General features: G+C 36.1%; 24 protein-coding genes. 13 read left to right on the top strand and 11 right to left on the bottom strand.

Annotation, left to right across the window (positions count from 1 at the left end; translation table 11 throughout):
- The first annotated feature begins 50 nt into the window (after positions 1 to 50).
- A complete protein-coding gene (locus DIT68_RS12145) occupies positions 51 to 608 on the top strand; it encodes a DUF4256 domain-containing protein (RefSeq protein WP_109360135.1) in 558 nt (185 codons plus the stop codon).
- On the opposite strand, the gene DIT68_RS12140 is transcribed toward DIT68_RS12145, so the two are convergent.
- From DIT68_RS12140 to serS, 4 genes are all read right to left on the bottom strand, one after another.
- On the bottom strand, positions 586 to 1,110 hold the full coding sequence (locus tag DIT68_RS12140) for a mechanosensitive ion channel domain-containing protein (RefSeq protein ID WP_109360081.1): 525 nt from the start codon (positions 1,108 to 1,110) through the stop codon (positions 586 to 588). The genes DIT68_RS12145 and DIT68_RS12140 overlap by 23 nt on opposite strands.
- 115 nt (positions 1,111 to 1,225) lie before the next feature.
- Positions 1,226 to 1,531, bottom strand: coding sequence for a rhodanese-like domain-containing protein (locus tag DIT68_RS12135; protein ID WP_109360080.1), 306 nt, complete (start codon positions 1,529 to 1,531; stop codon positions 1,226 to 1,228).
- 5 nt (positions 1,532 to 1,536) lie between these two features.
- A complete protein-coding gene (locus DIT68_RS12130) occupies positions 1,537 to 1,794 on the bottom strand; it encodes a rhodanese-like domain-containing protein (RefSeq protein WP_109360079.1) in 258 nt (85 codons plus the stop codon).
- 445 nt (positions 1,795 to 2,239) lie between these two features.
- Complete coding sequence (gene serS / locus DIT68_RS12125) at positions 2,240 to 3,511, bottom strand: serine--tRNA ligase (protein WP_109360078.1); 1,272 nt, start codon at positions 3,509 to 3,511, stop codon at positions 2,240 to 2,242.
- Positions 3,512 to 3,891: 380 nt separating this feature from the next.
- On the opposite strand from serS, the gene DIT68_RS12120 reads away from it, so the two are divergent.
- On the top strand, positions 3,892 to 5,865 hold the full coding sequence (locus DIT68_RS12120; RefSeq protein WP_109360077.1) for a gliding motility-associated C-terminal domain-containing protein: 1,974 nt from the start codon (positions 3,892 to 3,894) through the stop codon (positions 5,863 to 5,865).
- Positions 5,866 to 6,136: 271 nt separating this feature from the next.
- On the opposite strand, the gene DIT68_RS12115 is transcribed toward DIT68_RS12120, so the two are convergent.
- Positions 6,137 to 7,348, bottom strand: coding sequence for an ABC transporter permease (locus DIT68_RS12115; RefSeq protein WP_109360076.1), 1,212 nt, complete (start codon positions 7,346 to 7,348; stop codon positions 6,137 to 6,139).
- Between the two features lie 3 nt (positions 7,349 to 7,351).
- Positions 7,352 to 7,687, bottom strand: a complete 336-nt coding sequence (rbfA, locus tag DIT68_RS12110; protein ID WP_109360075.1) for a 30S ribosome-binding factor RbfA — start codon at positions 7,685 to 7,687, stop codon at positions 7,352 to 7,354.
- A 235-nt stretch (positions 7,688 to 7,922) separates the two neighbouring features.
- Here rbfA and DIT68_RS12105 point away from each other — a divergent pair, with 235 nt between their 5' ends.
- Together DIT68_RS12105 and DIT68_RS12100 are read left to right on the top strand one after the other, a co-directional pair.
- Positions 7,923 to 9,758: an ABC transporter ATP-binding protein gene (locus DIT68_RS12105; RefSeq protein ID WP_109360074.1), complete on the top strand. Its 1,836-nt coding sequence runs from the start codon at positions 7,923 to 7,925 to the stop codon at positions 9,756 to 9,758.
- Positions 9,759 to 9,968: 210 nt separating this feature from the next.
- Positions 9,969 to 10,916 (top strand): SPFH domain-containing protein, encoded by a 948-nt coding sequence (locus tag DIT68_RS12100; RefSeq protein WP_109360073.1) that lies wholly within the window; start codon positions 9,969 to 9,971, stop codon positions 10,914 to 10,916.
- A gap of 377 nt (positions 10,917 to 11,293) precedes the next feature.
- On the opposite strand, the gene DIT68_RS12095 is transcribed toward DIT68_RS12100, so the two are convergent.
- Complete coding sequence (locus DIT68_RS12095; RefSeq protein ID WP_146194208.1) at positions 11,294 to 13,522, bottom strand: T9SS type A sorting domain-containing protein; 2,229 nt, start codon at positions 13,520 to 13,522, stop codon at positions 11,294 to 11,296.
- Positions 13,523 to 13,546: 24 nt separating this feature from the next.
- The gene (locus DIT68_RS12090; protein WP_109360071.1) at positions 13,547 to 13,780 is read right to left on the bottom strand and encodes a hypothetical protein; all 234 of its coding nucleotides are present in this window, start codon (positions 13,778 to 13,780) and stop codon (positions 13,547 to 13,549) included.
- Positions 13,781 to 13,995: 215 nt separating this feature from the next.
- Here DIT68_RS12090 and DIT68_RS12085 point away from each other — a divergent pair, with 215 nt between their 5' ends.
- The 3 genes from DIT68_RS12085 to DIT68_RS12075 all read left to right on the top strand — a co-directional run bounded on the left by DIT68_RS12085 (position 13,996) and on the right by DIT68_RS12075 (position 17,257).
- Positions 13,996 to 14,733: a carboxypeptidase-like regulatory domain-containing protein gene (locus DIT68_RS12085; RefSeq protein WP_109360070.1), complete on the top strand. Its 738-nt coding sequence runs from the start codon at positions 13,996 to 13,998 to the stop codon at positions 14,731 to 14,733.
- Positions 14,734 to 14,855: 122 nt separating this feature from the next.
- Complete coding sequence (locus DIT68_RS12080) at positions 14,856 to 16,259, top strand: MBL fold metallo-hydrolase RNA specificity domain-containing protein (protein ID WP_109360069.1); 1,404 nt, start codon at positions 14,856 to 14,858, stop codon at positions 16,257 to 16,259.
- Positions 16,256 to 17,257, top strand: coding sequence for a hypothetical protein (locus tag DIT68_RS12075; RefSeq protein WP_109360068.1), 1,002 nt, complete (start codon positions 16,256 to 16,258; stop codon positions 17,255 to 17,257). Before DIT68_RS12080 ends, DIT68_RS12075 begins: the two co-directional genes overlap by 4 nt.
- A 640-nt stretch (positions 17,258 to 17,897) precedes the next feature.
- On the opposite strand, the gene DIT68_RS12070 is transcribed toward DIT68_RS12075, so the two are convergent.
- From DIT68_RS12070 to DIT68_RS12060, 3 genes are read right to left on the bottom strand one after another with little or no spacing between them, the layout of a single operon-like run.
- Positions 17,898 to 18,605: an SDR family NAD(P)-dependent oxidoreductase gene (locus DIT68_RS12070; RefSeq protein ID WP_109360067.1), complete on the bottom strand. Its 708-nt coding sequence runs from the start codon at positions 18,603 to 18,605 to the stop codon at positions 17,898 to 17,900.
- Positions 18,602 to 19,300: a potassium channel family protein gene (locus DIT68_RS12065; RefSeq protein WP_109360066.1), complete on the bottom strand. Its 699-nt coding sequence runs from the start codon at positions 19,298 to 19,300 to the stop codon at positions 18,602 to 18,604. Before DIT68_RS12065 ends, DIT68_RS12070 begins: the two co-directional genes overlap by 4 nt.
- Positions 19,301 to 19,309: 9 nt before the next feature.
- On the bottom strand, positions 19,310 to 20,464 hold the full coding sequence (locus DIT68_RS12060) for a trans-sulfuration enzyme family protein (RefSeq protein ID WP_109360065.1): 1,155 nt from the start codon (positions 20,462 to 20,464) through the stop codon (positions 19,310 to 19,312).
- Positions 20,465 to 20,732: 268 nt separating this feature from the next.
- On the opposite strand from DIT68_RS12060, the gene DIT68_RS12055 reads away from it, so the two are divergent.
- From DIT68_RS12055 to DIT68_RS12020, 6 genes are all read left to right on the top strand, one after another.
- Positions 20,733 to 21,947, top strand: a complete 1,215-nt coding sequence (locus DIT68_RS12055; RefSeq protein ID WP_109360064.1) for a sensor histidine kinase — start codon at positions 20,733 to 20,735, stop codon at positions 21,945 to 21,947.
- Between the two features lie 344 nt (positions 21,948 to 22,291).
- Positions 22,292 to 23,674: an MATE family efflux transporter gene (locus tag DIT68_RS12050; RefSeq protein ID WP_109360063.1), complete on the top strand. Its 1,383-nt coding sequence runs from the start codon at positions 22,292 to 22,294 to the stop codon at positions 23,672 to 23,674.
- Positions 23,667 to 24,056: an acyl-CoA thioesterase gene (locus DIT68_RS12045; protein ID WP_109360062.1), complete on the top strand. Its 390-nt coding sequence runs from the start codon at positions 23,667 to 23,669 to the stop codon at positions 24,054 to 24,056. The genes DIT68_RS12050 and DIT68_RS12045 overlap by 8 nt, the downstream gene beginning before the upstream one ends.
- Before the next feature lie 411 nt (positions 24,057 to 24,467).
- Positions 24,468 to 24,845, top strand: a complete 378-nt coding sequence (locus DIT68_RS12035) for a GxxExxY protein (RefSeq protein WP_109360060.1) — start codon at positions 24,468 to 24,470, stop codon at positions 24,843 to 24,845.
- A 560-nt stretch (positions 24,846 to 25,405) separates the two neighbouring features.
- Positions 25,406 to 25,981 (top strand): phosphoribosylglycinamide formyltransferase, encoded by a 576-nt coding sequence (purN, locus tag DIT68_RS12025; RefSeq protein ID WP_109360058.1) that lies wholly within the window; start codon positions 25,406 to 25,408, stop codon positions 25,979 to 25,981.
- Positions 25,982 to 26,084: 103 nt separating this feature from the next.
- The gene (locus DIT68_RS12020; RefSeq protein WP_109360057.1) at positions 26,085 to 26,519 is read left to right on the top strand and encodes a RidA family protein; all 435 of its coding nucleotides are present in this window, start codon (positions 26,085 to 26,087) and stop codon (positions 26,517 to 26,519) included.
- The last annotated feature ends 4 nt before the right edge of the window (positions 26,520 to 26,523 follow it).

Here is a 26,523-nt window from a genome sequence, read left to right as displayed (position 1 = left end):
ACTGCTAAATGTTATTAATGCTAAAACTAACACCAAAGATTAAAAAAATTATGAGCCAAACCCTAACATCACGCGAAAGCGACGCTTTACTGAAAACACTTAAAGAAAGGTTTGAGGAAAACGTAAATAGACATGAATCACTAAAGTGGGAGGATGTTTTCGAAAAATTAAAGGCACAGCCAGAAAAATTATGGTCTCTTCATAGAATGGAAGAAACAGGAGGAGAACCCGATGTAGTAGACTATGATTCAACTACAGATACCTATACTTTTTATGATTGTTCGGCAGAAAGTCCTAAAGGACGCAGAAGTTTGTGCTATGACAAACAGGCTCTGCTGTCTAACCCAAAAGCGCGACCAAAAAACAATATCGTGGATGTCGCCGAGGAGATGGGAATTGAAATTTTAGATAACATTCAATACAGGCAACTGCAAGAGCTTGGTATATTCGATGCAAAATCTTCGAGTTGGTTAAAAACACCAGATCGAATTAGAAGCTTAGGTGGTGCTATTTTTGGAGATTATAGATATGATGAAGTCTTTATTTATCACAATAGTGCAATCTCCTACTATGTTTCTCGAGGGTTTAGAGGACTTTTGAAGTTATAGCAGAAGTTTGGTTGTCTTTCTTTACAATCATTTTTTGAATAAATAGATTACTAGGAATGGTGATTAATCCACCATCCTTGTTTCTAACTGTTACAAAAAATATTCCCACATCGCTTATTCGCCCTGTGACAGGATGGTCTACATCAAAGATTTCTATTTCATCACCAATTTTTGCAGGGTGATTAAAAAAGATAATTAATGTAGCGGTAATGTTTGAAATGATAGACCACTGTGCAAAAAATGCAATTCCTAATACGGTAAGTAAAGAAGAAATAAAGAACATTAACTCTGTTTGCTCTACTCCCCAAATGAATAATAATAGGAGTGCGCTAATGGTAATCAAAATTAATTGAATAATCTTCTTGATAATTTTGACCCTAGTTTGTGATTTAGAAAACTTTCTGGCGGCTCTATTCGTAGCTTTTTTGGTGATATACTTAAGTGTGAAATAAGCAATAAGAACAGCAATTGTTTCTATAATATGCAAAGTATATGGTTCCATTTCTTACATTTTTAAGTGCAAAGGTAATTTATTAAACCTGCGAAAACAAAAAAGTCATTCCCAAAGGAATGACTTTTAAAACTAAAAAACTATTACTCATGATAGCACACTACTACTATATTTTACTCTTTAAGCTAGACCATCCGCCACCATTATAAACTTCAAATCCTTCACTTTTCAGTATGTTTTTAGCGCTTCCACTGCGCATGCCAGACATACAACAAGTGATGATGACTTGGTCTTTCTTTAAGCTTTTTATTTTATTCTTTAATTCAGGTAAAGGAATATTTTTGGCTCCCTTGATATGTCCGCTTTTAAATTCACCCGGATTACGTACATCAAGAATTAAGGCACCATTCTTTTTTAATTCAGCCAAATCAACCTTAGGCCCTCCACCAAATAATCTACTTAAAAATCCCATAAATATTATTGTTGCGCCATTTGATAATTAACTTCCATCCAGCCACCGCCGTTTTCACATTCGATGCCATTAGCTTTCAAGAATTGAACTGCTTGACCGCTTCTATTACCTGATGCACAACAAAGAATAGGGTTGTCCATTGCTCTAAATTCTTCTAAACGATTGGGTACTTCCTGTAATGGAATATTGATGCTTCCTGCAACATTTCCACCCATGAATTCCATTTCTGAACGTACATCTATAACCTTTCTATTATTGCTCATGTCTCTATATTTAAGTTTCAAATTGGGTACAAAGGTAAGCATAGGATGAGGTTTTTACAGTTACTTTTGTCACATAAATGTATAGACGAGGAAAAATTTTGAAAATTCCTATAACAAAAACACCGTTCTATACAGTTGTATAAAACGGTGCTTTACTCTTGAACTAGTTTTATTAGTTTATCCGATACTTTACCAGTAAATACATCTAATCAATGATGTGATTAAGCGGTGAACCGACAAGATCCTTCGCAAATTTCTATTTTCAACAAATTGAAAAAGAAATTTTCCTCTCCTTTGCCCCACCAATCCCCACAACTGTCATCCTTCCATTGTTGAAAATCATAATTTTCAACAATGGAAGGATCTTGTCAAATTAAAGAGAAAACCGTTTTCTATTGTAATTTATTAAACTGCTGGTAAAGTTCCCGACAAGCATTTAGTTTTATTACTTTATCACTTTAAAATTCACATATTTCTCCAATACTTCAGGAATTTCAATTCCCTCAGGAGTTTGGTAATTTTCTAATAATGCGGCCAAAATTCTTGGTAATGCCAAAGCACTTCCATTTAAAGTATGGCATAATTGCGTTTTTTTATTTTCATTTCTGAAACGCAATTTCAAACGGTTAGCCTGGAATGTTTCGAATAATGAAACAGAACTCACTTCTAACCATTTTTCTTGTGCCGCAGAGAAAACTTCAAAATCGTAAGTGATAGCAGAGGTAAATCCTAAATCTCCTCCGCATAATCGTAAAATACGGTATTGTAGACCTAATTTTTCCAATAAACCTTTTACGTGGTTCACCATTTCGTCTAATGCTTTCTGAGAGTTATCAGGGTGTTCTATGCGAACCAATTCCACTTTATCAAATTGGTGCAAACGGTTTAATCCGCGTACATCACTACCATAAGACCCCGCTTCTCTTCTAAAGTTTGGCGTGTACCCTGTCATTTTGATTGAGAATTTCTCATCTGGAAGAATTACATCACGGTAAATATTCGTCAATGGAACTTCTGATGTAGGAATTAAATACAAATTGTCTTTTGCATCGTGGTACATTTGACCTTCTTTGTCTGGCAATTGTCCCGTTCCAATTCCACTTGCTTCATTTACCATCAATGGCGGAATATACTCTGTATATCCTGCTTTTTCTGCTTCTGCTAAGAAGAAATTAATTAAAGCTCGCTGAATCTTCGCACCTTTTCCTTTGTAGAAAGGAAAACCTGCTCCAGTAACTTTAACACCCAATTCAAAATCGATGATATCATATTTCTTGGCCAATTCCCAATGTGGTAAAGGTGTTCCAGAAAATTGAACTTTTTGTCCTACTTCTTCAACAGTGACATTATCATCTTCTGACTTTCCTGCAGGAACTATTTCTAAAGGAACATTGGGAACCTCGTAAAGTAACTCTTGAATTTTAGCTTCTAATTCAGCAACTTCTTCTTTCAAGCTTTGCTCTTCCGTTTTAAGCTTTGCAGTTTGTTCTTTTGCTGCATTTGCTTCTTCTTTTTTTCCTGCACCCATTAGTTTTCCAATCTCTTTTGAGATTTTATTACTTTCGGATTGAACTGATTCTAATTCAGATTTTTTTGTACGCCATGACTCGTCAAGCGAAGTAATCTCGTTGATTTGCGCGCTAAAGTCAACGCCACGTTTTTTTAATCCTTCAATTAGGATGTCTTTCTCTGCTCTAATCCTTGTAATTTCCAACATAATGTATGATTTTTCGAATGCGCAAATTTAATAGTTATTGCTTGAATAACGCTGAGTTCCTAAGATTTCTTTTTGATGGTGAGGAACAATGGCTTCTTTTGAAATGGGTTATGGATATAAATGGTTTTTTCCATGTTAAGAATCCATTAATGAAGCTAAAGTTGTTTTAATTCTAATGCTAGTCTAAACTATACTTCTGCTGTAATTTCATAAATTTGAGTTTATTACATGTACTTTATACATCATTTTTACGTCTTTATTTTGATTTAAGAGCACTATGCGAATTTATTTCATTGGCTCACCCCTTCACTGTCCTTATGAACTAAGGAATGTTTTAGAGGGTTTAGTTCAAATTTTGACAACAACTTAATACTTTAATTATGAAACCAATTGCTTTAATCATTACTTCTTTGATGTTTGTCTTGAATGCCTTTTCACAAAACCCATGCAATCTCAATTTTTCAATTGGAAACGATTCGACATTGTTATGTGGGCAAAGCTACACACTGCAAGCTAATCCGGGTTTAGATAATTACTCTTGGAGCACAGGTGCAACGCAGTCGTCTATCACTGTTTCAACATCAGGAGTTTACTCATGTACAGGAACAGAATTAGGAACAGAACTGGTGGTAAATGGAGATTTTTCAGCAGGTAGTACTGGTTTTACCACGGGATATGTTCCTGGACCAGGTGGGTCTTACGGTTTATTGTCTATTGCGGGTTCGTATGCCATTGCTACCTCCCCAAGTAATGCGCACACCAATTTTAGCTTCTGTTCAGACCATACAACCACCGGCGTAGGTAACATGATGGTGGTCAATGGAGCGAGCACTCCCGGTATTAGTGTTTGGTGTCAAACAATAAACGTAGCTCCAAATACCAATTATCAGTTTAGTGCATGGATTGCTAATGCGCTGAATGATCCAAATGTAGCTCAACTACAGTTTACAATTAACGGTGTCAGTTTGGGAAATTCCTTTTCTACTTCAACGACTGCCTGTGTATGGAATCAATTTTTTGAGATTTGGAACTCCGGAGCCAATACTTCGATTGATATCTGTATTACTAATTTGAATAGTTCAGGAGGAGGAAACGATTTCGCTTTAGACGACATTAGTTTTCGTCCAGTTTGTACTTATACAGACCAAGTGACGGTGACTATTCCGCCAAACCCAGTAATCCAAGTAAGTACAAATCAGACCATTTGTGAGGGCGAAAATGTGGATATAACGGCAAGTTCTGTTTCCTCAAACATGAGTTATACATGGACACCTGGAGGGGTTGGTGCAACAATTAATGTTTCTCCAACAACAACATCAAGTTACAGTGTTGTAGGAGAAGATGCAAATGGTTGTATATCAAACACGGAAACCGTTACCGTAAATGTTAATCCTTTGCCAGTAATCACTTTCCAGGGCAACGATACAATATGTGAAGGAACCGCAGAAATAATTACAGCGAGTTCCTCTATTTCTCAAAGTGATTTTATTTGGACGAACAACAATATTGCGCTTCCCACCATTACTGTTGCACCCGATACAACAACGGTGTATGAAGTAATCGCAACTAGTCCGAATGGATGTTCAGATTCTGCAGAATTTGAAATGACTGTTATTGAACAATTAGCAATTGAAATTGAAGGAAATACCGTTTTTTGTGAGGGAGATCAAAACAGTTTGGAAGGCGTTTCTAATTTATCGGGAACAGATTTTTTATGGTTACCTAGAAATGAAACGGGTTCGGTTTTAAACACAACAATCGCAGATTTGGGATGGGTTTATCTTGAAGGAACTCACCCAATTTGTGGAACAGAAATAGACTCGATTGAACTTGTTTTGGGCCAAAAGCCAACAGTTTCATTACCAGACAGCATAAATATTTGCTTAGGCGATGAAGGAAATGTGCTTGCAACTTCCTCTCTTCCCAATTCAGGATTCACTTGGTTTCCTGGAGGAGCTATTGGTGCGAGTCAAACGTTTTCGCCTGCTGAATCAAGTTATTTTTATGTGCAGGCCAATGTTGAAGGTTGTCTTTCTGATTTAGACTCTATTTTCATTTCAGTTAATCCTGTTTGTGATGTTGAAGTACCCAATGTGTTTACTCCAAATGCGGATGGAATTAATGACTTCTTTAAATTAATTTCTCACGAAGGAATTCAGTCCTTAGAGTGTGTCATTGTAAACCGTTGGGGAAATGTCATCAATGAATTTGAGCAACCAGACTTTAAATGGGATGGAAAAGATAAAAATGGGAATTCGATCTTAGATGGAACCTACTTTTACATTATAAATGCTAAAACAATCACAGGAGAAGAGGTGAAGAAGTCGGGGTTTGTTCAGTTAATCACGAAATAATGATTGATGGGGTTGCGCTGGGCGTTTTAATTATCAATGTTCAATGTTTAAGGGGTAACGTGGGTGGCACTGGACGTTAAACATTAATAATTAAACCTTAAACATTATCGCTTAACTCTATATGCCTTTGCTTGTAAATAACTTTGATAACAAAAGGATCTGTTATGATTTATTCTGGTTGATTATCCGAACACAATATTTTAATTATTAAGGTTTAGTGTTTAACGTGGGTTGCACTGGGCGTTAAACATTAATAATTAAACCTTAAACATTACTCATGTCTTCTCATCAAAATTTTAGTAGGGAAATAGGAAACAATTAACCCCAGAACAGTTACAGAGGCGATAATCATAAATGCATCAGACCATGTGGCCAGCATTGGGAAATTGTCTCCAGGTGCGCTAGGCATAGCTATAAGTCCGAGGCTGATTTGAGCGAAAACTACTAAATAACCAAGCGCTAAGCCGAAAATTACTCCTCTTCCCACAATCATTAATCCTTCAAAAAAGAAGATGTTGAAAACGGTATTCTTGGTCGCACCAAGTCCAAATAAAGTTTTTATATCCGCTTTCTTTTCTACGTAAAGCATGGCGATTGATGCGATTAGATTGAATGAGGCCAAAATGAAAATGAACACCAAAATGAAGTAAACGATTAAACGTTCAGATTGACTGGTTTTAAAAATCAATTCATTTTTTTCAAAATTGGTTTTAACTTCAAAATCTTCCCCTACCACTTCTTGAATGCTCTTTTTAACAGAATTCAGATTGTAGTCATCATTTACATCTACATATAGTGCAGTAATATCTTCTCCGTACTCCAATAATTCATTGGCCAAATCATAAGGTATAACCGCTTTATCTGCATTCACTTCTCTATTGAAATTCATGCGAGAGGAAACGCTGACCACACGAACATTTAAAGGGTTTTTACCGGGTCTCAATTTTCCTTCTCGTAAGGGAACATTAAAAGTGATTTGCTCTTGAATGTGGTCTGACATTGGAATATATCCACCCAATTTATCCAATAAATAAGCGCCAAAAATGGCTTGAGGCTTATTGTTGATATACAATTCAGGAACGCCATCTACAAGGTGATTCTTCATTTTAGACATCGTTAAAAAACTAGTGTCTACACCTACCATTTGCGCATGAACCCATTTGTCTTCATGTTTGAGAATGATGACTTCTTCTATGGCACGAGATGTATTTTGAACTCCTTCAACAGCTTTGATTTTCTCTAAATCTATAAAACCTTGGTTAAAAGTTTTTGCTTTAGCAGAACGAATACTGATTGAAGGATCAAAATCGCTGTATAACTTAATTACCATTTGCTCAATTCCATTAAATGCTGAAAGTAAAATCACCAAAGCCGCTGTAGAAATAGCAATCCCCACAACACTAATCATAGTAATGAGGTTGATTACATTTCGAGACTTTTTAGATTTAAAATACCTTCGCGCTATGAATCGAGCAACGTTCATGGCTTACTTTTTTAACAATTCATCGATTTTTTCAGCGTAATCTAAAGAATCGTCAATAAAAAACTCTAAATCTGGAATATGGCGCATGTCTTTTAATCTGCGGCCAACATCACCACGAATTTTTCCTTTATTGATTTGAATGTTTTGAAGAACCTCCTCTTTAGGTGGCCCAGCAAAAATACTCAAATACACACGCGCCATGCTTAAGTCAGGGGTAACACGAACTACAGTTGCGGTTACCATTGCTCCCAAACACAATTCACGCGCATTCTGTTGGAAAACTTTAGAAACTTCCTCCTGAATGACTTTCTCAATCTTATTTTGTCTTATTGAACCCATACCGCAAAAGTAGTCATAATTTAGATATTGAGTAAAGGCATTCAATGATAAACGTGGAGACGAGAAATGATAAAACCAAGAGATGCAAAATGGAAAAACTTAGAGTGGCACAATGATAAAACCTAGAGACGCAAAATGATAAACATAGGAGACGCAATGCATTGCGTCTCCACGTTTGTGATTAAAATTTTTCTGTCCACTATTTAAACTTGAAATAATCCTATATTTGCCATGTATGAAACAATTATCTACAATTTTTAACGCAACGTTTGTATATAAATGGAGGGCAATTGCAACCATTCTTTTCAACCTTTTTTACGTTTTGTTTAACCTTATTTCTTTGGTGCTTTTTGTACCATTTTTACAGGTTATTTTCCCTTCAGAAGATATTGAAATTGTGAATAAACCCTCATTTAGCGGAGGTGGTGTAACTGCATATTTCGAATATGTGAGTGATTATTATAATTATTTCATGGTTTCAATGGCGCAGGAAGATCCGAAAAATGCATTGCTATTTGTTTGTGTTACCGTGGTAATTGCATTCTTCTTCAAAAGTTTATTCCGCTATTTGGCCATTTATCATCAATCGCAGCTAAGAATGGCGGTGGTGAGGGATTATCGCGATAAAATGTTTTCAAAATCTATGAATTTGCCTGTTTCTTTCTTTACAGAAGAAAAAAAAGGAGATCTAATGTCGAGAATGAATAGCGATGTAAATGAAATTGAAATTGCCGTTGTGGCGGTGCTTGAGTTAATCTTCAGAGATCCACTTTCTGTAATTATTACCTTGAGTGTTTTAGTTTATTGGAGTCCATCGCTTACTTTATTCTCGCTTATTTTATTGCCAATTTCAGCGTTAATTATTTCTAGAATTGGTAAAAGCTTGAAACGAACAGCCAGCAAAGGTCAGAAGCAATTGGGCGTTTTATTTTCTTTCTTAGATGAATACCTCGGAGGAATTAGAATTGTGAAAGCTTTCAATGCAACAGAAGAGTCGGTAAAAAAGTTCGCAAACATCAATTTACATCACCAGAAATTAACTACAAGAGCTTTCCGAAAACGAGATGTTTCCTCTCCTTTAAATGAGTTTTTGGGTGCAGTTGTGATGATTTCCATCGTTTGGTTTGGGGGTTCAATGATTCTCGATGGAACAGGAAACGGGTTTTCAGGTGAGGAGTTTATCGGGTTTATAGTTGTTTTTTCTCAACTTTTAGTTCCTGTCCAAAATATCGCAAAAAACAGTGCAAACTTGAGTAAAGCCAAAGCCAGTCAAGAAAGAATAGAGGAAATTTTAAATGCTGATGAAAAGATTTTAGATCCTAAAAGTCCTCGTGCAATTCAACCACTAGAAAAAAGTATTTCTTTTACCAATGTTTCTTTTGCTTATCAATCCGAATTAGTACTCAAGGAATTGAACTTTGAATTACTAAAAGGTAAAACTGTTGCGTTGGTCGGAGAATCAGGAAGTGGAAAATCTACAATTGCCGATTTATTGCCGCGTTTTTATGATGTAACTGCTGGAGAAATCGCTTATGACGGAACCAACATTAATTTGTTTTCGCTGAATGATTTGCGTGAACAAATAGGAATTGTAAATCAAGAATCCATTCTCTTCAACGATACCGTTTTCAACAACATCGCCTTTGGAATGAAAGGAGTAACAGAGGAAGAAGTGATTCAAGCAGCAAAAATTGCCAATGCTCACGAATTTATCTTAGGCATGGATGAAGGCTACCATACCAATATTGGTGAAAGGGGGAATAAACTTTCTGGTGGACAAAAACAGCGGGTAAGTATTGCCAGAGCAGTATTGAAAAATCCACCAATTATGATTTTAGACGAGGCCACTTCTGCCTTAGATACCGAAAGTGAAAAATTGGTTCAAGATGCCTTAAATAACTTAATGAAAAACAGAACTTCATTGGTCATTGCACACCGCCTAAGTACAATTAAAAATGCGGATTTAATCTTGGTTTTACGCAAAGGAGAAATCGCTGAACGAGGAACCCACGAGGAGTTATTTGCCAAAAAAGGATTGTACCATAAGTTGAGTACGATGCAAGGATTGTAGGTACTCAAACACTTGTTGCCCTTTGAGGTCGATGGAGATTCATTCAATATTTATATGACGTCATTCTTTGTCAAAGCTGGAAACTGGCTTTTAATGTTCAATAGAAAAGAACACAGTGAAATTCTATTTGAGTCATTCTGTTGTCAAAGAGATTTATTCGCATAGGTTTTTCAACATCTTTATTGTAAATTTACTTCAAAACTAATAACTATGAATGAATTTCCTCTTTCCAATATTATAACATTGGCTATTGTCATTTTCTTGATTTACGGCATATTCTTCCTTGTAAAACAGCAAACTTCCGCCATAATGGAACGCTTTGGTAGGTTTCAGTCGGTTAGAAACTCCGGATTACAACTTAAAATTCCTTTGGTGGATAGAGTTGCAGGAAGAATAAACCTTAAAATCCAACAATTGGATGTTATAGTTGAAACCAAAACAAAGGACGATGTTTTTGTTCGTTTGAAAGTATCTGTTCAATTCCAAGTAATGAAAGACAAGGTTTACGATGCTTTTTACAAACTCGAAAATCCACAGCAACAAATTACTTCTTATGTATTTGATGTGGTGCGTGCTGAAGTTCCAAAAATGGTTTTAGATGATGTTTTTGAGCGTAAAGATGATGTTGCGAACGCTGTAAAATCAGAACTGAATGAGGCAATGCAAGAGTATGGATACGATATTATTAAAACTTTAGTTACCGATATAGATCCAGACGAGCAAGTAAAAATTTCAATGAACAGAATTAACGCTTCTGAGCGTGAAAAAGTAGCTGCCGAATTTGAAGCAGAAGCGGAACGTATTAAGATTGTAGCTAAAGCAAGAGCCGAAGCAGAAAGTAAAAGACTGCAAGGACAAGGTATAGCAGATCAAAGAAGAGAAATTGCACGCGGACTGGAGGAAAGTGTTGATGTGCTAAACAAAGTAGGGATTAATTCTCAAGAAGCTTCCGCATTGATTGTGGTAACGCAACACTACGACACTTTACAATCGATAGGTGAAGAAACAAATACGAATCTAATTCTTTTGCCGAATTCGCCACAAGCGGGTAGTGACATGCTCAATAACATGATTGCCTCATTTACAGCTTCAAATCAAATTGGTGAAGCGATGAAAGAAGCGGAAAAGAAGAAGAAAAAGAAGAAAGATGAAGAATAATAGGATGGTAAATAAGTCTTTACCTTACTCATAAGAATTCTCCATTTTTGAGCTTATTTTGATTGCTTGTTCAATTATTGTTGAAAGAAAAAAGTGTTTCAATAAAAATGCTTTTCCCCTCTCACTTGAAATATGAACCTAGCTTAATGTCATCCTGAAGCGAATTTCTTTTTTCAACTGGTTGGAAATGGAAATTTGCGAAGGATCTTGTCAGTTCACCGCTGAATCACATTATGGTAGGGTTAGATATATTTACTGGTAAAGTATCGGATAGGCATTAAAATGAATTTTCCTGAAAAAGAGGTTTCTATAAATTCTCTTTTTCAGGACAAATCAAAGTTCAAAATTCTTTTTCTTTTATTGTTCAATTTCCATCGCTACTTTTTAATTACTTTCACTGGAGTAACACCGTTGATTCCTATTGATTGTACTAAATACACACCTTTGCTCAACCCCGTTTCATTAAAGTAAACTTCATTTTCACCTTTAAGAATATCCAACACTTGTTTTGCGATTATTCTTCCATTGAAATCTAAAAGTATAATTTCAGCATTTGAAATCGCTTGTTGACTTTGAATTTTCACTGTTATTTTACCCTCTGTAGGATTCGGATAAACAATCATACTGTTACTTTTTGGAGAACAAGAAACACTGATCGGACCAAAAACTTCTTCCTTTCCATCAAAATCTATTTGTCTTAAACGATAATAATGAATGCCATTTGAGATATTTCTATCTGTTAATTTGTAATCTATTTCATTTACAGAATTTCCAGCAGCGGATAAACTTTCTACAAAATTCCAATTAATTCCATCCCTACTTTTTTCAACTATAAACTGATCTGAATTACTTTCTGATGCTGTCGTCCAATTGATTTCTACTTGCTCCTCACAGCTTGCAGAAAAGTTTATTAACTCCACAGGTAAAGGAGAGTCAGTGGAACCATGTAGCCACAATTCTGAAAAACCAGGAATGGTAAATTGAACATACTTCCCGTTATTGACCTCTTTTACAAATGAATTTGATAAAGTAATATCACCATTTGAGGTTTGAGTATAAACCACTGTTGTACCGTTTCCACAATTGTCTGCAGCATCATCATTTTCGTTTAATCCGTTATATTTACTTAATCTAACATCAGAAACATTTGTAATATCGTCATTCGTGTTTAAATTGTTATTTGCTTCATCCGTAAGTTTATTAAAATCCACATCATAAAAAGGTAAACGTACATTCACATTGTTTTGAGATGGATTTGATTCAACAACTACCCAATGTCTGTTCATTACAGTATTTCCCCAAGTAGGATTAGGAGACACACAAGCTGGAACAAACAAAGGTGCTGGTTCTTCATACATAATCATTTTCACTAAGCCCAAATCTTGTCCTTCTGGATTTATTGAACCTATTAAACTGCCCGAAGAGTGATAGAAATGAATGTAATTGTTTCCTTTTACATAGCATTCAGCAAACTTTCCATTATCGGCTATCTCATTATTCGTTGCTGGTAAAGTAACTTTTGTTGAACCAGAAAGTGCGGATGGGCAAGAACCTGTAACATTATTAGTTAACTCAAAAATACTAAACACTTCTGTTGAACTTGGAGAAACATTCTTTGACCATGTTCCTGGGCCATTTCCATTAATAACAGAATTATCGCTCAAAGTTAGAGTCCATGGTCCATCAACATCTACATTTCCCGAAACCTCTACTGTAGAACCATGACAAGCAGTAAAATCTGCAGTTGTAATATTTCCACTTGGATATTCTTTTTCTATGACTTTGATCACAATGAATCCGTTTTGTCCATCTGAGCTAACATCACCTCCTCTACCGTAGTTCTTTTGGTTGTATTGATGATTTTCCTGTGCTGCTTTTTGTTGGGAATTACCAGGTAAATCACCATCTCCACCAGCAATAGTTGATGCGTTGGTTAATCCTCCAATATAAGAAGATCCACCACCACCGCCTCCAGCACCAAGACTGAAAGTATGACTTTTACCAGCACCACCTCCGCCGCCAAAGTAGCCTCCGCCACCTCCGCCACCTTCAATATTAGATCCATTACTTCCTAATCCTCCTTGAAATTGTGCTCCAGGAAAACCATGGTGTTGACTGTTGTTAGGATTGTTTCCTATACCTCCAGCACCACCTGTGTTTTGGGTTCCTCCTTTTCCTCCCTGTGTGACAGGTTTGGTTAAGTAGCCTTGACCACGAGATCCATGTCTTCCTTTAATTCCTCCACCAGCGCCGCCAACACCACCTAGTTTTAAACTGTCCTGACCTGAATTCCCCCTAGATTCTCCACCGCCACCACCTGCACCAGCAGTTGCAATAACCGTATTTCCTCTTCTAATTTCAGACCTTCCGCCACCAGTTCCAGTGTATCCACCTTGGTAACCACCTAATCCACCACCTCCATAAATTACAAGATTTTGATTAGAATTTCCGTACTTTCCACCTTCACCAACAATGATTAATAGTTTTTCTCCGGGAGTAACATCAAGTTCACCCTCTACAAAACCACCACCCCCACCATGTGTTTTTGCATTTTGGTTAGAAACATCTCCTCCAGCACCGCCAGCACCCCACATGTATACCTTCACCTTTGTAACACAGTCAGGAACAATTTATTCTTGATTGGAACGGGTAAGTTTAAATTCTTGAACAGCGTTTTTGGGTAGGTTTGGATTGCTTGTCGAAAAATCCTTATCCAAAGTATCTGTTTTTATGTAGCTTTCTTGATGGATTTCAATTTGTGAAAAACTGTAGGACGTGCTAGCAAATACGATATAACTTAGAACTATCGCTGTTAAGAAAAATGTGATACGTGGGAATATAATTTTAGTATTTGAGTTTGTCATTTTTAAAGTTTGAGGGTTCTATTTATGAAGACTCCATTATTGTTTTTAAATCTAATTACTTAAAAAGCAAACACATTGATAATTTAAATATAAAAACACAAAATACAAGGTAGTAATTATTAGTGAATAAAAGAAAATGTGATTTTATGATTTAGTAAAATAATTTATGGAATATCATTTCTTCCCGCATCTCAACACTGAACCAATACATAGAAATGATGAAAACAATAATTAAATTAATCGCAGCAATTTTCTTTGTGAATTTTGCAATGGCTCAAGGAGCAGTAGGAGATATAAGAGGTCAAATTTTTGAAGATCCAGATACAGAGAAACCAGCCATGTTTGCTAAAGTTTGGGTGGAAAGAGGTGCTACAAAATTTGGTGCAGATACAGATGAAAACGGAAGATTTCTAATCAGCTCAATTCCCACAGGAATGTATGTTTTAAATGTAAACTATCTTTCTGATTCTATTCCAAGAACTGTTCTGGCAAAGGTAATGGCAGATGGAACAGAAGATTTAGGTCGAATAAACTTCTACGAGGAAGTAAAAGAATTGGAAGGAATTGATGTGATTTCTTATACAGAACCTTTAATCAGTATTGATTTCGGACAAGAAAGAATTAACAGTCTAGATATCGCTCAAAGTGCGGTTAAAAACGATATAAAAGCCCTAATTATGAGCCGAAATTCCGACATAAAAGTCGATGATAACGGACAAATGATGATTCGCGGATCTAGAGGGAATAACCTTGTTTCTTACATTGATGGAGTGAAAATGAATGAAGTAAAATCTGTTCCCAGTTCAGCAATCGGAGCAATTACAATATACTCAAGTGCCATTCCTGCAAAATATGGAGACACAACAGGCGGCGTAATCATCATAGAAACCAAAAGTTATTATGATTTATGGCGTGCAGCGAAATTGAAAAGAAGTGCTGAAGCGATGAAGTAATTGTAGTTTTAATTTGAAGGAAGTGTGGTTTGAGAGAGCTGCACTTTTTTTATTCCTTTATTATTCTTCCTTTACTTATCCATTTGTATTACTTTAGAGAAAACTACTAAACAACAAAACAAATGAAAATAACATTTGCGGGAGCGGCCAAAACAGTTACAGGAAGTAGACATATTGTTCAGTTGTGGGACAATACAAAAATCTTGTTGGATTGCGGAATGTATCAAGGAATGGGGAAGGATACACATGCTTTAAATTCCGAAGATTTCGCAGATCCACTTTCTGTTTCCGCTATTTTACTTTCTCATGCACATATCGATCACTCTGGACTCATTCCTAAGTTTGTGAAAGATGGATTTACAGGACCAATTTTTTGCACCGAGGCCACACATGCTTTGTGTGAAATTATGTTGCGGGATAGCGCTTATATTCAAGAAGCTGATGTTAATTATTCAAATAAACGACACCAAAGAGAAGGCGATGCAGCTTATGAACCACTATATGGATTTTTAGATGTGGAGCAAGCACTAAATCAATTCGTAATTGTGAAGGAAAATGAGAAAACAGCAATAACAAATGGAATTAAAGCGACTTTTATTCCCAACGGACATATTTTAGGAAGTGCTGCGATTTATTTAGACATCGACGAAATCAGCGAAAAACATACATTACTTTACACTGCAGATATTGGAAGATATGACGCTACTTTAATGCGAAATCCGGAGCGACCACCACAGGCAGATTATGTGATTTGTGAATCCACTTATGGCGACCGTTTGCACGACCATACCATAGATGCAGAACAAGAATTATTGAATGCCGTTTTGCATACTTTAGGAGAAAAGAAAGGAAAACTAATCATTCCTGCTTTTAGTTTGGGAAGAACACAAGAATTGGTTTTTGCTTTGAATAAACTAGATTTGCATGGCCTACTGCCTGATGTGAAAATCTTTGTTGATAGTCCGTTGGCCATTGATGCTACAGATATCATGCGCCGATATTCTCACCTTTTAAACCGTGAAGTTTCACGTTTTAAGAAGGGAACGCGCCATGATCCTTTTGGTTTTAAAAAATTGATTTACGTAAAAGAACAGAAATACTCGCGCAGAATAAATGATTTAGACGAGCCTTGTATTATAATTTCTGCTTCAGGAATGGCTGATGCTGGAAGAGTAAAACACCATATTTATCATGGTATCGAGAAAGCCAAAAACACTATTCTTTTTGTAGGATATGCAGAACCAAGTTCCTTGGCGGGAAGATTACAACGAGGTGATAAAATAGTTACTATTTATGGAGACGAAAGAAAAGTAAATGCCGAAATAAAATACATTAAATCTTTAAGTGCCCATGCCGATTACAGCGAAATGCTTCGTTACCTTGAAGGAAATAATTCAGGAAAAGTGAAACGCTTGTTTTTGGTGCATGGCGAAGAAGAGGTGGCCGAACATTTTAAAAAACACTTAAAAGAAAATGGCTATCATAATGTGCATATTCCTGATAAAAATATGACCTTTACTTCATGAAACTTTATGCAAAATATCTTTTGATTTTTTCCCTTGCATTACTCTTTTCATGTAGTGAAGAGGAGGTGATTTTGGAGAAAGTACAGGTAGACCCACCGCTTACTTCGCAATTGGTTAATTGGAGCGTAATGAATAAGGATGGATGGAAAAACATGAGTTTCCCCACTTGGTTTTCTAAGGCTTTAATTGATTCAAATAATATTGAAAACATAAGGATAGGTTTTACCAATTTCAATTTTACAGACAGCATTATCAGCATCACCGACACAATGCCCAACAGAACAATTGAGATTAATTTTGACCAAAAAGGAAGCGTTATAAAAGTGACGATGGTGGAGTTTATTGACGGAATTCAATTGGCACAGCACATTTTTAGTTATCAATCAACAACTGATTCATTAGGATATTCTGCTCCAGCGGTTTCCAGTAATGTAAAATACCGACAGAAAAGTATGGCTTCTTTCTTAAATACTATTCAAGAATTGCAACAATATCAAAGATTAGTTTTAGAAGAATCCGATGAAAAACTGCTTAAATTTGTAGACAAGAGCAGTAAAAAGGGGATTAATCATTACTTCATTCTGGACAGCGCCAATTGGAATGTTTCCTATATAGATTTTCAATTTAAACCAGAAGGAAAACACGTGTTTTATTATGGCTCACCCAAAGATTACACCTCATCTTTTTCACTAGAGAACTTGGTGGAAAAATCAAAGAAAGAAACCCGCGAATATTACCCTTCGAAAGTTTTAAAAAGACAAGAATTTCACACCAACGATTTTATTACAAAACGCTGGTTTAACTATGATTTAGACGGTGTTTTAACAGGGTTTAATGACAGTTTGATCTCTGCCAGTGATGAATTCCTACACAGCGATATTGGAATAATAAAATACCAAGAAAACTTGCCTAAAGAAATTAATTTTTATTCGGCAGAAGATACTTTGAGGAAAACACCGATTAAGAGAATAGGCTTTGAATATTCAATTACGAAATAAGGAATTACGAATTACGAATTTTTGAAATTACTATCTCAGAAATTTATTGTTTTCAATTTTCAATAAGGCAAACACTAATTAGGGTCAATTATTTCTTATGGTTTTTAATTCGTAATTTGTAATTTTCAAATTCGTAATTCACTTGTAGTTGCCCTCTCCCTTGATCCCTTCCGATTTTTTCGGGACAAGTTCTCCAAAAGAGGGAGACCGGAACTCAACCATTGCTTGAGGGTTTTTAAATTGAAAAGTTTCAATAATAGCATTAGGCTTCGTTCTCCAACAAGATCCTACCCATTTATAAAATCAACGATTTTACAAATGGGTAGGATGACAGTCTATAGTAGTTTTGGAGTGAAAAAGGGGGAGAAAAAGTTGATGCAGAGCATCAACTTTTTCTCCCCCTTTTTCAAAATACTCCGCCTCCGACTGTCATCCTCTGAATATTTTATAAATCAACTTGTTGGTAAATAAAATATTTGGAGGATCTAGTTAGTTGATAGAAGATCTCTTTTGTGTTAAAAATAGGTCAAAACCAAGAAAATGATTTGACAAAATTCGTTTTAAATAAACATTTAACCATCTGATTTTCAATAAAAAACCCCGTCAATAATTAAACCTTAAACATTAATCATTAAAAAAATCATATCCTAAAAACCACCCCTTCATTATCATGGTGTTCCTCGTTGATAAAAGCATCCAATAAAACAGCAACTTCTTGTGGAGTTCTGAGCTCATTGTTTTCTTTTAGGTCTACGAAATTTTGGTGACTAGAAAAGTTTTTTGCTCCACTATTTCTAATGGTCACTTGCATTTCTGTATCTACAACACCGGGTGCTATATTGAAAACCTTTGTGGATTTCCCGAGTTCTTTAATTTCTTCGTTTAAAGTTTCTGCAAAAATGTCCATTGCTGCTTTGGTGGCACAATAAGATCCCCAAGAGGGAACTGGGCGTTGAGCTGCACCAGAAGAAATGTTCACGATGGTATCTACATTTTCAAAACCAAAGGTTGATAAAACATAGCTGCAAAGGTATTGAGGGGCAACAAGATTCACCATTGCCATATCCACATAATGCGTGAGAGTTAATTCGTGCGTTCTTTTAATTTCTCCAATTATTCCTGCATTGTTAATTAAACGCACAGGAAAATCTTCTTTAGAAACATGGTCCAAAAGTGCGATATCATACAATTGATTTTTATCCGATAAATCACAAGCTACATGTGTGAAGTTATCGTCTGTAATGGAATTATTTCTAGAAATTCCAATCACTTTTTCTCCTTTGTTTAGGTAAAATTGAGCTAAGGCTTTACCAATACCTGATGATGTACCTGTTATTATATAAATCATGATTCGTTTACGTCAATAAAGCGCTGTACGTGTTTGGCTGTTCCAAAAACCACCAAAGTATCACGCGATTCAATTACGGTATCTCCCTTGGGAACACCGATTACATGCTGTTCTACTTCGTACTGACCTTTCTTTTTAATGTCATATTCGCGCCTCATGGTTACTAATGTCAATTGATATTTATTTCTAAAATCAATGTCTTCTATTGTTCTGTTCAAGGTTCCTTTCGGAGGTTTTATTTCGGCAATTTCGTATTCTTCCGACAATTGAAGGAAAGATAAAATTGAGGGATTTAGTAATTTTTCTCGAATAACGAAAGCGACCTCGTCTTCTGGTGTTAAAATTTCTTTAATTCCAATTTTCTCGAGAATCAGCCTTTGGTCAGCTCCATTTGCACGAGCAATAATTCTTTTGACACCTAAATCCATCAAATGCACAGCCGTAAGAACAGTAGCTTCAAAATTTTCACCGATTGCTACCACAGCGGCATCCATTTCCTCCAGTTTTTGGGAAGACAAAATCTTGAAATCAGTACTGTTCAATGTCACAGCAAATGCAACATCGTCTTTAATGTTCTCAATTTTCTCTTCGTTATTGTCAAAAGCGAAAACCTGCGCTCCTTTCTCTGCCAATCTTCTGGCGATGTTTGAACCGTATTTCCCAACACCGATTACTGCAAATTTGTTAAATCCCATTTTTATATTTTAAGCCAAAGCTTGTTTTAAGTCATTTATTAAATCTTCTGCATCTTCCACGCCCACGCTAAGTCTGATTAAAGAATCTACAATTCCTGTTGCTTGTCGGTCTTTTGCGGGTAAAGCGGCATGGGTCATTGTTGCAGGGTGACAAGTTAAGGATTCTACACCACCTAGCGATTCAGCAAGAGCAAAAATTTTAAATTTCTCCATAACAGAAAAAGCATCTTCTGCTTTATCACTTTTCAAAGAAAAAGAAATCATTCCACCAAAATTTCGCATTTGTTCTGTCGCAATTTCATGATTCGGGTGATCTTTGAAACCTGGCCAATACACCTTGTCCACTTTTGGATGGTCTTTTAAGAAATAAGCCAGATTTTCACCGTTTTCACAATGTCTTTGCATGCGTAAATGAAGTGTTTTTAATCCGCGTAAAACCAAAAAGCAATCCATTGGACCAGCAATTGCTCCGGAGCTATTTTGAATGCGATAAATTTCGTCTGCAATTTGTTTATTGTCTGTAACAACTGCGCCCATTACCACATCTGAATGACCTCCAAGATATTTTGTTGCACTGTGCATTACTAAATCTGCACCCAAATCAATAGGATTTTGAAGGTAAGGTGTAGCGAAAGTATTGTCTACTCCTAAGATTATCTTTTTATTCTTGATGAGTTCAGCAACACCTTTAATGTCAATTATATTCATCATTGGATTGCTGGGTGTCTCAATCCAAATTAGTTTTGTGTTTTCATTCATCGTCTGTTTTAAAATAGATAAATCATCCATTTTAATGAAGTGAAATTTTATTCCATACTTTGCAAAAACAGTAGTAAATAATCTGTAAGATCCACCATAAAGATCATCAGTGGTAATTACTTCATCACCCGGATTTAGCATTTTCAAAACAGCATCAATGGCTGCTATTCCACTTCCAAAACAAGCGCCATATTTGGCATTTTCTAACTCAGCCAAAGCATTTTCTAGGGCATTTCGTGTAGGATTTGCTGTTCTAGAATAGGCATAGCCTTTATGCTGACCCACTTTTTCTTGAACATAGGTGCTGGTTTGGTAAATAGGAGTCATGATCGCTCCAGTTGCGGAATCCGGCTCAACCCCAGCATGAATTGCTTTTGTTCCGAACTTGTAATTGTTTTCTTGCATGTAATTTTTAATACACACAAATGTAAGAAAATTCAAAGAGAAAGGCGATTTAGAATGACACCAACAAGGATTTCATTAAGTAAGAAGGTACTCTTTTGGTGTGATATGTCTATTTAATTTTGTCATCACCTTAGAGGAATTTGATTTGTACAAAAAGTGTTATTTGAAAAATTATATCTTTACGATTCATATAAACAATTTTGAAGCTTTTTTCGAGTTGAAACGAGCACTTGTTGAAGACATAACTACTTAAAATATATTCTACCAGATGAGTAATTTAAAAACTCCAGACAGCATTCTATATCGTTTTCAGGAAAAAGCAAAGTTTAATTTTGTTTGGCGTATCAACATAGTTTTCACTATTGTAGGATTTGCAATGTCAATTTTTACACTTTTGGTTGAAGATCGCTTTTTTATTTACTATCTCATTTTTGTTCTTACTACCTCCACAAGTCTATTCTTATTAAAAAGGTATGGAGCTTATCATCAAATAGCGAGAGTACTTTACCTGGTAGTAACTTTAGTTATAGGAATTGCAATATTTACTGTTCCAGAATCTCTACACCTGCAAGAAGCCTTATGGATGGTGGTGTTAATTCTTTCAGCTTTCTTTACCTTAGGGAATGTTTGGGGCTTCTTTTATCTTGCTGTGAATGCTTTGTTTTATGGGGTTTACTATAACTTTCAATTTGCAGGAACGGCCTATTTAAGTCTTACGATAAGACCAGACGCCTTGTTTTTATTATCTGTTGAATTTGCTGTTGCTATGTTTATGATAGGTTATGTTATGTACCAATATGGCTTAATCAACAAATATGCTTTCAAACATGCCTCCGAAGCTTATGAAAAACTAAATAATGAAAAGAAAATTGTAGACCACCAAAACAAAGAGAAAACTGTTTTATTGCAAGAAATTCACCACAGGGTAAAAAACAATTTACAAGTCATTGTGAGCTTGCTGCGCTTACAATCTAGAGATATTCAGTCGGAAGAAGCTAAAGTAAGTTTCGAAGAAGCAATTACTCGAATTCTAGCCATGTCACTGATTCATCAAAAGCTATACGAAAAAGAGTCATTAATGAACATTGACATAAAGGACTACATTAGTACTTTAATTCAGAATCTTATCGACAGCAGTGCATTAAACAAGCAGATTGATTTTGAGGTGAATTCGAGCCTTGAAAGTGTTAGTGCTAAGAATATTGTTCCGCTGGGTTTAATTATAAACGAACTAGTTATCAATACAGTTAAGCATGCCTTTGAGAAATCAGGTAGAATAGACCTTTCTTTGGTTTCAGGAAAGCAAGGAGAATTTATGATGACTTATTCTGATGACGGAGTTTGGAAAGAGAATCCTAAAAAAACCTTTGGAACACAATTGATTGAAGTTTTTACAGATCAGTTAGACGGAAGTTTTAAAAGGGAAATTAATGATTCTGGAACGCACTATCATTTTGTTTTAAGCGAAGATGATACTGAGTAAAAGACTTCATTGAGCTTTAAAAGGGTTATTATTCATTTAATTGGTGTAATTGTTTGACACGCTAAACCGGCACCCTCTTTGTGTTTATTGTTTGAAGATAAATTGAAGCAATGGGTTGTGTTTTGATAATCAATGTTTTATCCTTTTACGTTGGTATAAGTTCTTCATTTTTAACTAACTAAGTTTCAAATATTGATTGGAGTAAGGATAAATTTCCTAGCTGACCTTAAATTAACCGTTCAATTACCAAATATTGGCAGAATTAGTGTGTTTTCATTGCTTTTCGATTCTAAAAAAAATTACCTTCGTCAACATTTTTAAAATCTAAGTGTTAGCAATCTAGAATGAAGTCAACAGAAAAGTTTGGTACCGCACCACTGGGGAAATTGCTAGCAGAGCAAGCTATTCCTGCTTCTGTTGGAATTCTAACCATGTCTATATATGCGATAATTGATACGATTTACGTAGGACATTTTGTAGGTCCAGAGGGAATTGGAGCAATCACTGTTGTTTTACCCATCACATTTTTGATATCGAGTATTGGAATGGCGATTGGGGTAGGAGGGTCTTCTGTACTTTCCCGCGCTTTGGGAAATAACAAAATGAAGAAAGCTTTTAAAACATTTGGAAATCAGGTCGGAATGACCATGGTGTTGGCCGTTTTCTTTGTTCTTTTGGGTGCTTTTCTTACCGATGATATTATCCACGTTTTCGGTGGAATGGGGGATATTGAGCAACCCGCCATTGAATATTTTACCATTCTTTTAATTGGTGTGCCTTTCTTGGCTTGGGCAATGATGAGTATCAATGTTATTCGTGCGGAGGGATACCCGAGAGTAGCTATGTTTGCTATGATTGTTCCGGCGATTATTAATTTAATTCTTGATCCAATATTTATTGTAGCACTTGATATGGGAATTAAGGGAGCAGCTTGGGCAACAACGATTTCTTATATTGGAAGTGCTGCCTTTACTTTAAGACATTTTCTTTCTGGTAAGTCGGTGTTAAAAATTTCACTAGAAAACTGTAAACCTTCTTTTCCAATCATTAAAGAAATAGCCTCATTAGGCTCAGTAACATTGGCCCGACAAGGTGTAATAAGTGTTCTGGCTGTTGTATTGAATAACTCTTTGTTCTTTTATGGCGGAGAACAAGGGCTGTCCGTTTACGGAATTATCAACAGAGTTTTAATGTTTGCAAATTTCCCAGTGCTAGGAATTACACAAGGCTTTGTCCCTATTGTTGGATATAATTTTGGAGCACGACTAAAGAATAGGGTTCAACAAATCGTAAAAATATCGATTGCTTGGGCATCAGGGATTTCTGTTTTATTGTTTATCATTCTCATGACCTTTGCAGCAAATATTTCAGAATTATTTACCTCAGATCTGGAACTTATTGCGGAAACCACTCCTGTCATTCGAACCGTTTTTCTTGCCACACCTTTATTGGCGGTGAGTTTAATTATTAGTGCCTACTTTCAAGCCATTGGAAAAGCAGGTCCAGCCTTATTTCTCGCCCTAACAAAGCAAGGAATATTCTTAATTCCTTTGGTTTTGCTTTTGCCATTGTACTTTGGATTAAACGGAATTTGGATGGCTTTTCCATTAGCGGATATAGGAGCGGCTTTGGTAAGCTTTGTTTATTACAAAACGAGCAAAACAAAATATCCTAAAACAGTGGAGGCGGAAAGTCCTTCTACATCAGAAATTTTAAGTCATGAATAAATCAATTGAAGAAAGAATTGCAGCAGCGGAAACAAAAGTTTTTAAGGCAGTATTTCCAAACACCACCAATCACTACGACACCTTATTTGGGGGAGCAGCGCTTCAGTTAATGGATGAAGTAGCTTTCATTTGTGCCACAAGGTTTAGTCGACAAAAAGTAGTTACAGTAAGCTCAGACAGAGTAGATTTTAAAAAGCCTATTCCCAGTGGAACCTTGGTTGAATTAATAGCAAATGTTGAAAAAGTCGGTAGAACAAGTATTGTTGTCTCAGTGGAAATTTTTGTTGAAGAAATGTACTCCCAAAAACGTGAACAAGCCGTTAGAGGAACCTTCACTATGGTAGCGATGGATGACAATAAAAAACCTATCGCCGTTGTTTAGCATTGTCCAAGACAAACTCCCACCAAGCACCCATTAACCCAAAAAAAAGCGCAGCGCCTCATCTAAAAAAAACAAGCGAAGCGCCCATAAAAAAGATCTGCGCAATCTGCGAAAATCTGCGGGAACCCCAAAAGAGCGTTTCGATTTCCACCCAAAAAAGATCTGCGCAATCCTTGAAAATCTGCGAAAAAACAAGCGAAGCACCACTAAAATGATCTGCGCAATCTGCGAAAATCTGCGGGAACCCCAAAAGAGCTCAGCGCCCCCACCAAAAAAACACCTAACAAAAGCCATTTACTAAAATATTCTACTTATCTTAATCTAGAAAACTAAAAACCGCAAAATCACAAAATTACTGTTTAGAGCATACCATCACTTAAATTCAAAAATCAATCTAATAAAGGAAGCACCATGACAGAAAATGAAATCTCTTATAAAATTCGAGGAGCAATATTCAGTATATACAACAACCTCGGCCCAGGACTATTGGAATCGGTCTATTCAGCGGCATTAGTCTACGAACTGAAAAAAGCAGGATTAAGTGTACGGAAAGAAGTATCTGTACCTGTTTATTACGAAGAAGCTAAATTAGAATTAGGTTTCAGACTGGATTTGTTGGTAGAGGAAAAAGTAATAATTGAAGTTAAATCGGTAGAGCAATTAGCAAAAGTGCACCACAAACAGGTACTCACCTATTTAAAAATCACCAATCTAAAATTAGCGATGCTAATTAACTTTAATGTAGAAGAAATAAACTCAGGGATCTTTAGGAAAGTGAATGGATTGTAGGGAGGAAGTTCCCCGCAGATCTCGCAGATTTCCGCAGAGGGTTTGGTGTTTGTTGGGTGGGGTTTTCCCGCAGATCTCGCAGATTTTCGCAGAAGGTTTGATGTTTGTAGGGTGGAAGTTTCCCGCAGATCTCGCAGATTTCAGCAGAAGGTTTCGCAGGTGAGTTGTTCTTAAAAATCTAGTCGATTGACAGATTTTATTAAGATATTGATCTTCATGTGATTAGATGTATCTCGTTCAAAAGTATGTCTGTACTCTATAAGAATAACCTCACGAACACTATACAAAAAAGAGCGCAGTACCCTATCCAAAAAAACAAGCGCAGCGCCCCTAAAAAGATCTGCGCAATCTGCGAAAATCTGCGAGAACCCCAAAAGAGCGCAGCGATCCCCACCAAAAAAATCTGCGAAAAAAACAAGCGAAGCGCCCATAAAAAAGATCTGCGCAATTCGCGAAAATCTGCGGGAACCCCAAAAAGAGCGCAGCGCCCCCACCAAAAAAATCCACGATACCCAAAATATCTGCGAGAAAACCACAGAATTAACCTTATTTTTACCCCTATGAACACAAAACGCATCGCCATTTTCGCTTCTGGATCAGGGAGCAACGCAATTAAACTCATTGAACACTTTGATAAAGTACCTGAAATTAACGCAGTTTTACTGTTAACAAACAATGAAAACGCAGGAGTTTTAGAGAAAACAGAGGATTTAATAGATCATGCCGTTATCAATAACGACGGAGCCAATGACGGTTCTTTTCTAACAGAACTCATGCACGAAGAGCGCATTGATTATATAGTTTTGGCGGGATATCTAAGGAAAATCCCAAACGAATTAATCAAAGCCTTTCCAAGGCAAATCATCAACATTCATCCTTCTTTACTACCAAAATACGGAGGAAAAGGAATGTATGGAATGAAGGTACACCAAGCCGTTTTAGCAAATAAAGAAACCGAATCAGGTATTACAATTCATTTAGTAAACGAAATCTATGATGAAGGAGAAATTCTAGCGCAACATAAAGTAAATTTATCATCGAAAGATAGTGCAGAAACAATTCAGAAAAAGGTGTTGGAAATAGAGCATAAAAATTTCTCCAAGGAAGTAGAGAACTACATTCGTAAACAGGGGTAGAAAGAAGATAAAGTGAATTCAAAAAGGAATAACACTTTCCTTTTCATTAATTTCATTCAACCCACTACAATTCCGTATATTTGTGCACTTAAAGAAATTGGAAATGTCAAATCAAGAAAAATTCAGTACGAATAATGCTCCAAAACCTGTTGGATTGTACCCACATGCAAGAAGAGCTGGAAATTTACTTTTTTTATCTGGTGTAGGACCAAGAACAGCTGGTTCAGACGCTACAGACTCTCACGTTCCCGGTTTGGAATTAGACAAAAATGGAAACTTTATAAAGTTTGATTTCGAAGCACAATGTCGCCAAGTATTTGATAACGTTCGCGCCATTTTAGAAGCATCAGGTTCAAGCTGGAACGAGCTAATAGATGTGCAAGTATTCTTGGTAAACATGAAAAGAGATTTTCATACTTACAATAAAATCTATGCGGAGTACTTCAAAGAGAATCAGCCATGCAGAACAACAGTGGAAATTTCTTCTTTACCTACGCCTATTGCTATTGAATTAAAATGTATTGCAACAATTGATTAATTAA

This window comes from Brumimicrobium oceani, assembly GCF_003143775.1.
Taxonomy (GTDB): Bacteria; Bacteroidota; Bacteroidia; order Flavobacteriales_D; family Crocinitomicaceae; genus Brumimicrobium; species Brumimicrobium oceani.
The sequence above is the reverse complement of the archived record's forward strand: the minus strand, read 5'-3'. Positions and strand labels throughout refer to the sequence as shown.

Bases quoted from the DNA above. Each gene is read 5' to 3' on its own strand.
- DIT68_RS12145 (WP_109360135.1), top strand. From the start codon at position 51: ATGAGCCAAACCCTAACATCACGCGAAAGCGACGCTTTACTGAAAACA.
- DIT68_RS12140 (WP_109360081.1), bottom strand. From the start codon at position 1,110: ATGGAACCATATACTTTGCATATTATAGAAACAATTGCTGTTCTTATT.
- DIT68_RS12135 (WP_109360080.1), bottom strand. From the start codon at position 1,531: ATGGGATTTTTAAGTAGATTATTTGGTGGAGGGCCTAAGGTTGATTTG.
- DIT68_RS12130 (WP_109360079.1), bottom strand. From the start codon at position 1,794: ATGAGCAATAATAGAAAGGTTATAGATGTACGTTCAGAAATGGAATTC.
- serS (WP_109360078.1), bottom strand. From the start codon at position 3,511: ATGTTGGAAATTACAAGGATTAGAGCAGAGAAAGACATCCTAATTGAA.
- DIT68_RS12120 (WP_109360077.1), top strand. From the start codon at position 3,892: ATGAAACCAATTGCTTTAATCATTACTTCTTTGATGTTTGTCTTGAAT.
- DIT68_RS12115 (WP_109360076.1), bottom strand. From the start codon at position 7,348: ATGAACGTTGCTCGATTCATAGCGCGAAGGTATTTTAAATCTAAAAAG.
- rbfA (WP_109360075.1), bottom strand. From the start codon at position 7,687: ATGGGTTCAATAAGACAAAATAAGATTGAGAAAGTCATTCAGGAGGAA.
- DIT68_RS12105 (WP_109360074.1), top strand. From the start codon at position 7,923: ATGAAACAATTATCTACAATTTTTAACGCAACGTTTGTATATAAATGG.
- DIT68_RS12100 (WP_109360073.1), top strand. From the start codon at position 9,969: ATGAATGAATTTCCTCTTTCCAATATTATAACATTGGCTATTGTCATT.
- DIT68_RS12090 (WP_109360071.1), bottom strand. From the start codon at position 13,780: ATGACAAACTCAAATACTAAAATTATATTCCCACGTATCACATTTTTC.
- DIT68_RS12085 (WP_109360070.1), top strand. From the start codon at position 13,996: ATGATGAAAACAATAATTAAATTAATCGCAGCAATTTTCTTTGTGAAT.
- DIT68_RS12080 (WP_109360069.1), top strand. From the start codon at position 14,856: ATGAAAATAACATTTGCGGGAGCGGCCAAAACAGTTACAGGAAGTAGA.
- DIT68_RS12075 (WP_109360068.1), top strand. From the start codon at position 16,256: ATGAAACTTTATGCAAAATATCTTTTGATTTTTTCCCTTGCATTACTC.
- DIT68_RS12070 (WP_109360067.1), bottom strand. From the start codon at position 18,605: ATGATTTATATAATAACAGGTACATCATCAGGTATTGGTAAAGCCTTA.
- DIT68_RS12065 (WP_109360066.1), bottom strand. From the start codon at position 19,300: ATGGGATTTAACAAATTTGCAGTAATCGGTGTTGGGAAATACGGTTCA.
- DIT68_RS12060 (WP_109360065.1), bottom strand. From the start codon at position 20,464: ATGCAAGAAAACAATTACAAGTTCGGAACAAAAGCAATTCATGCTGGG.
- DIT68_RS12055 (WP_109360064.1), top strand. From the start codon at position 20,733: ATGAGTAATTTAAAAACTCCAGACAGCATTCTATATCGTTTTCAGGAA.
- DIT68_RS12050 (WP_109360063.1), top strand. From the start codon at position 22,292: ATGAAGTCAACAGAAAAGTTTGGTACCGCACCACTGGGGAAATTGCTA.
- DIT68_RS12045 (WP_109360062.1), top strand. From the start codon at position 23,667: ATGAATAAATCAATTGAAGAAAGAATTGCAGCAGCGGAAACAAAAGTT.
- DIT68_RS12035 (WP_109360060.1), top strand. From the start codon at position 24,468: ATGACAGAAAATGAAATCTCTTATAAAATTCGAGGAGCAATATTCAGT.
- purN (WP_109360058.1), top strand. From the start codon at position 25,406: ATGAACACAAAACGCATCGCCATTTTCGCTTCTGGATCAGGGAGCAAC.
- DIT68_RS12020 (WP_109360057.1), top strand. From the start codon at position 26,085: ATGTCAAATCAAGAAAAATTCAGTACGAATAATGCTCCAAAACCTGTT.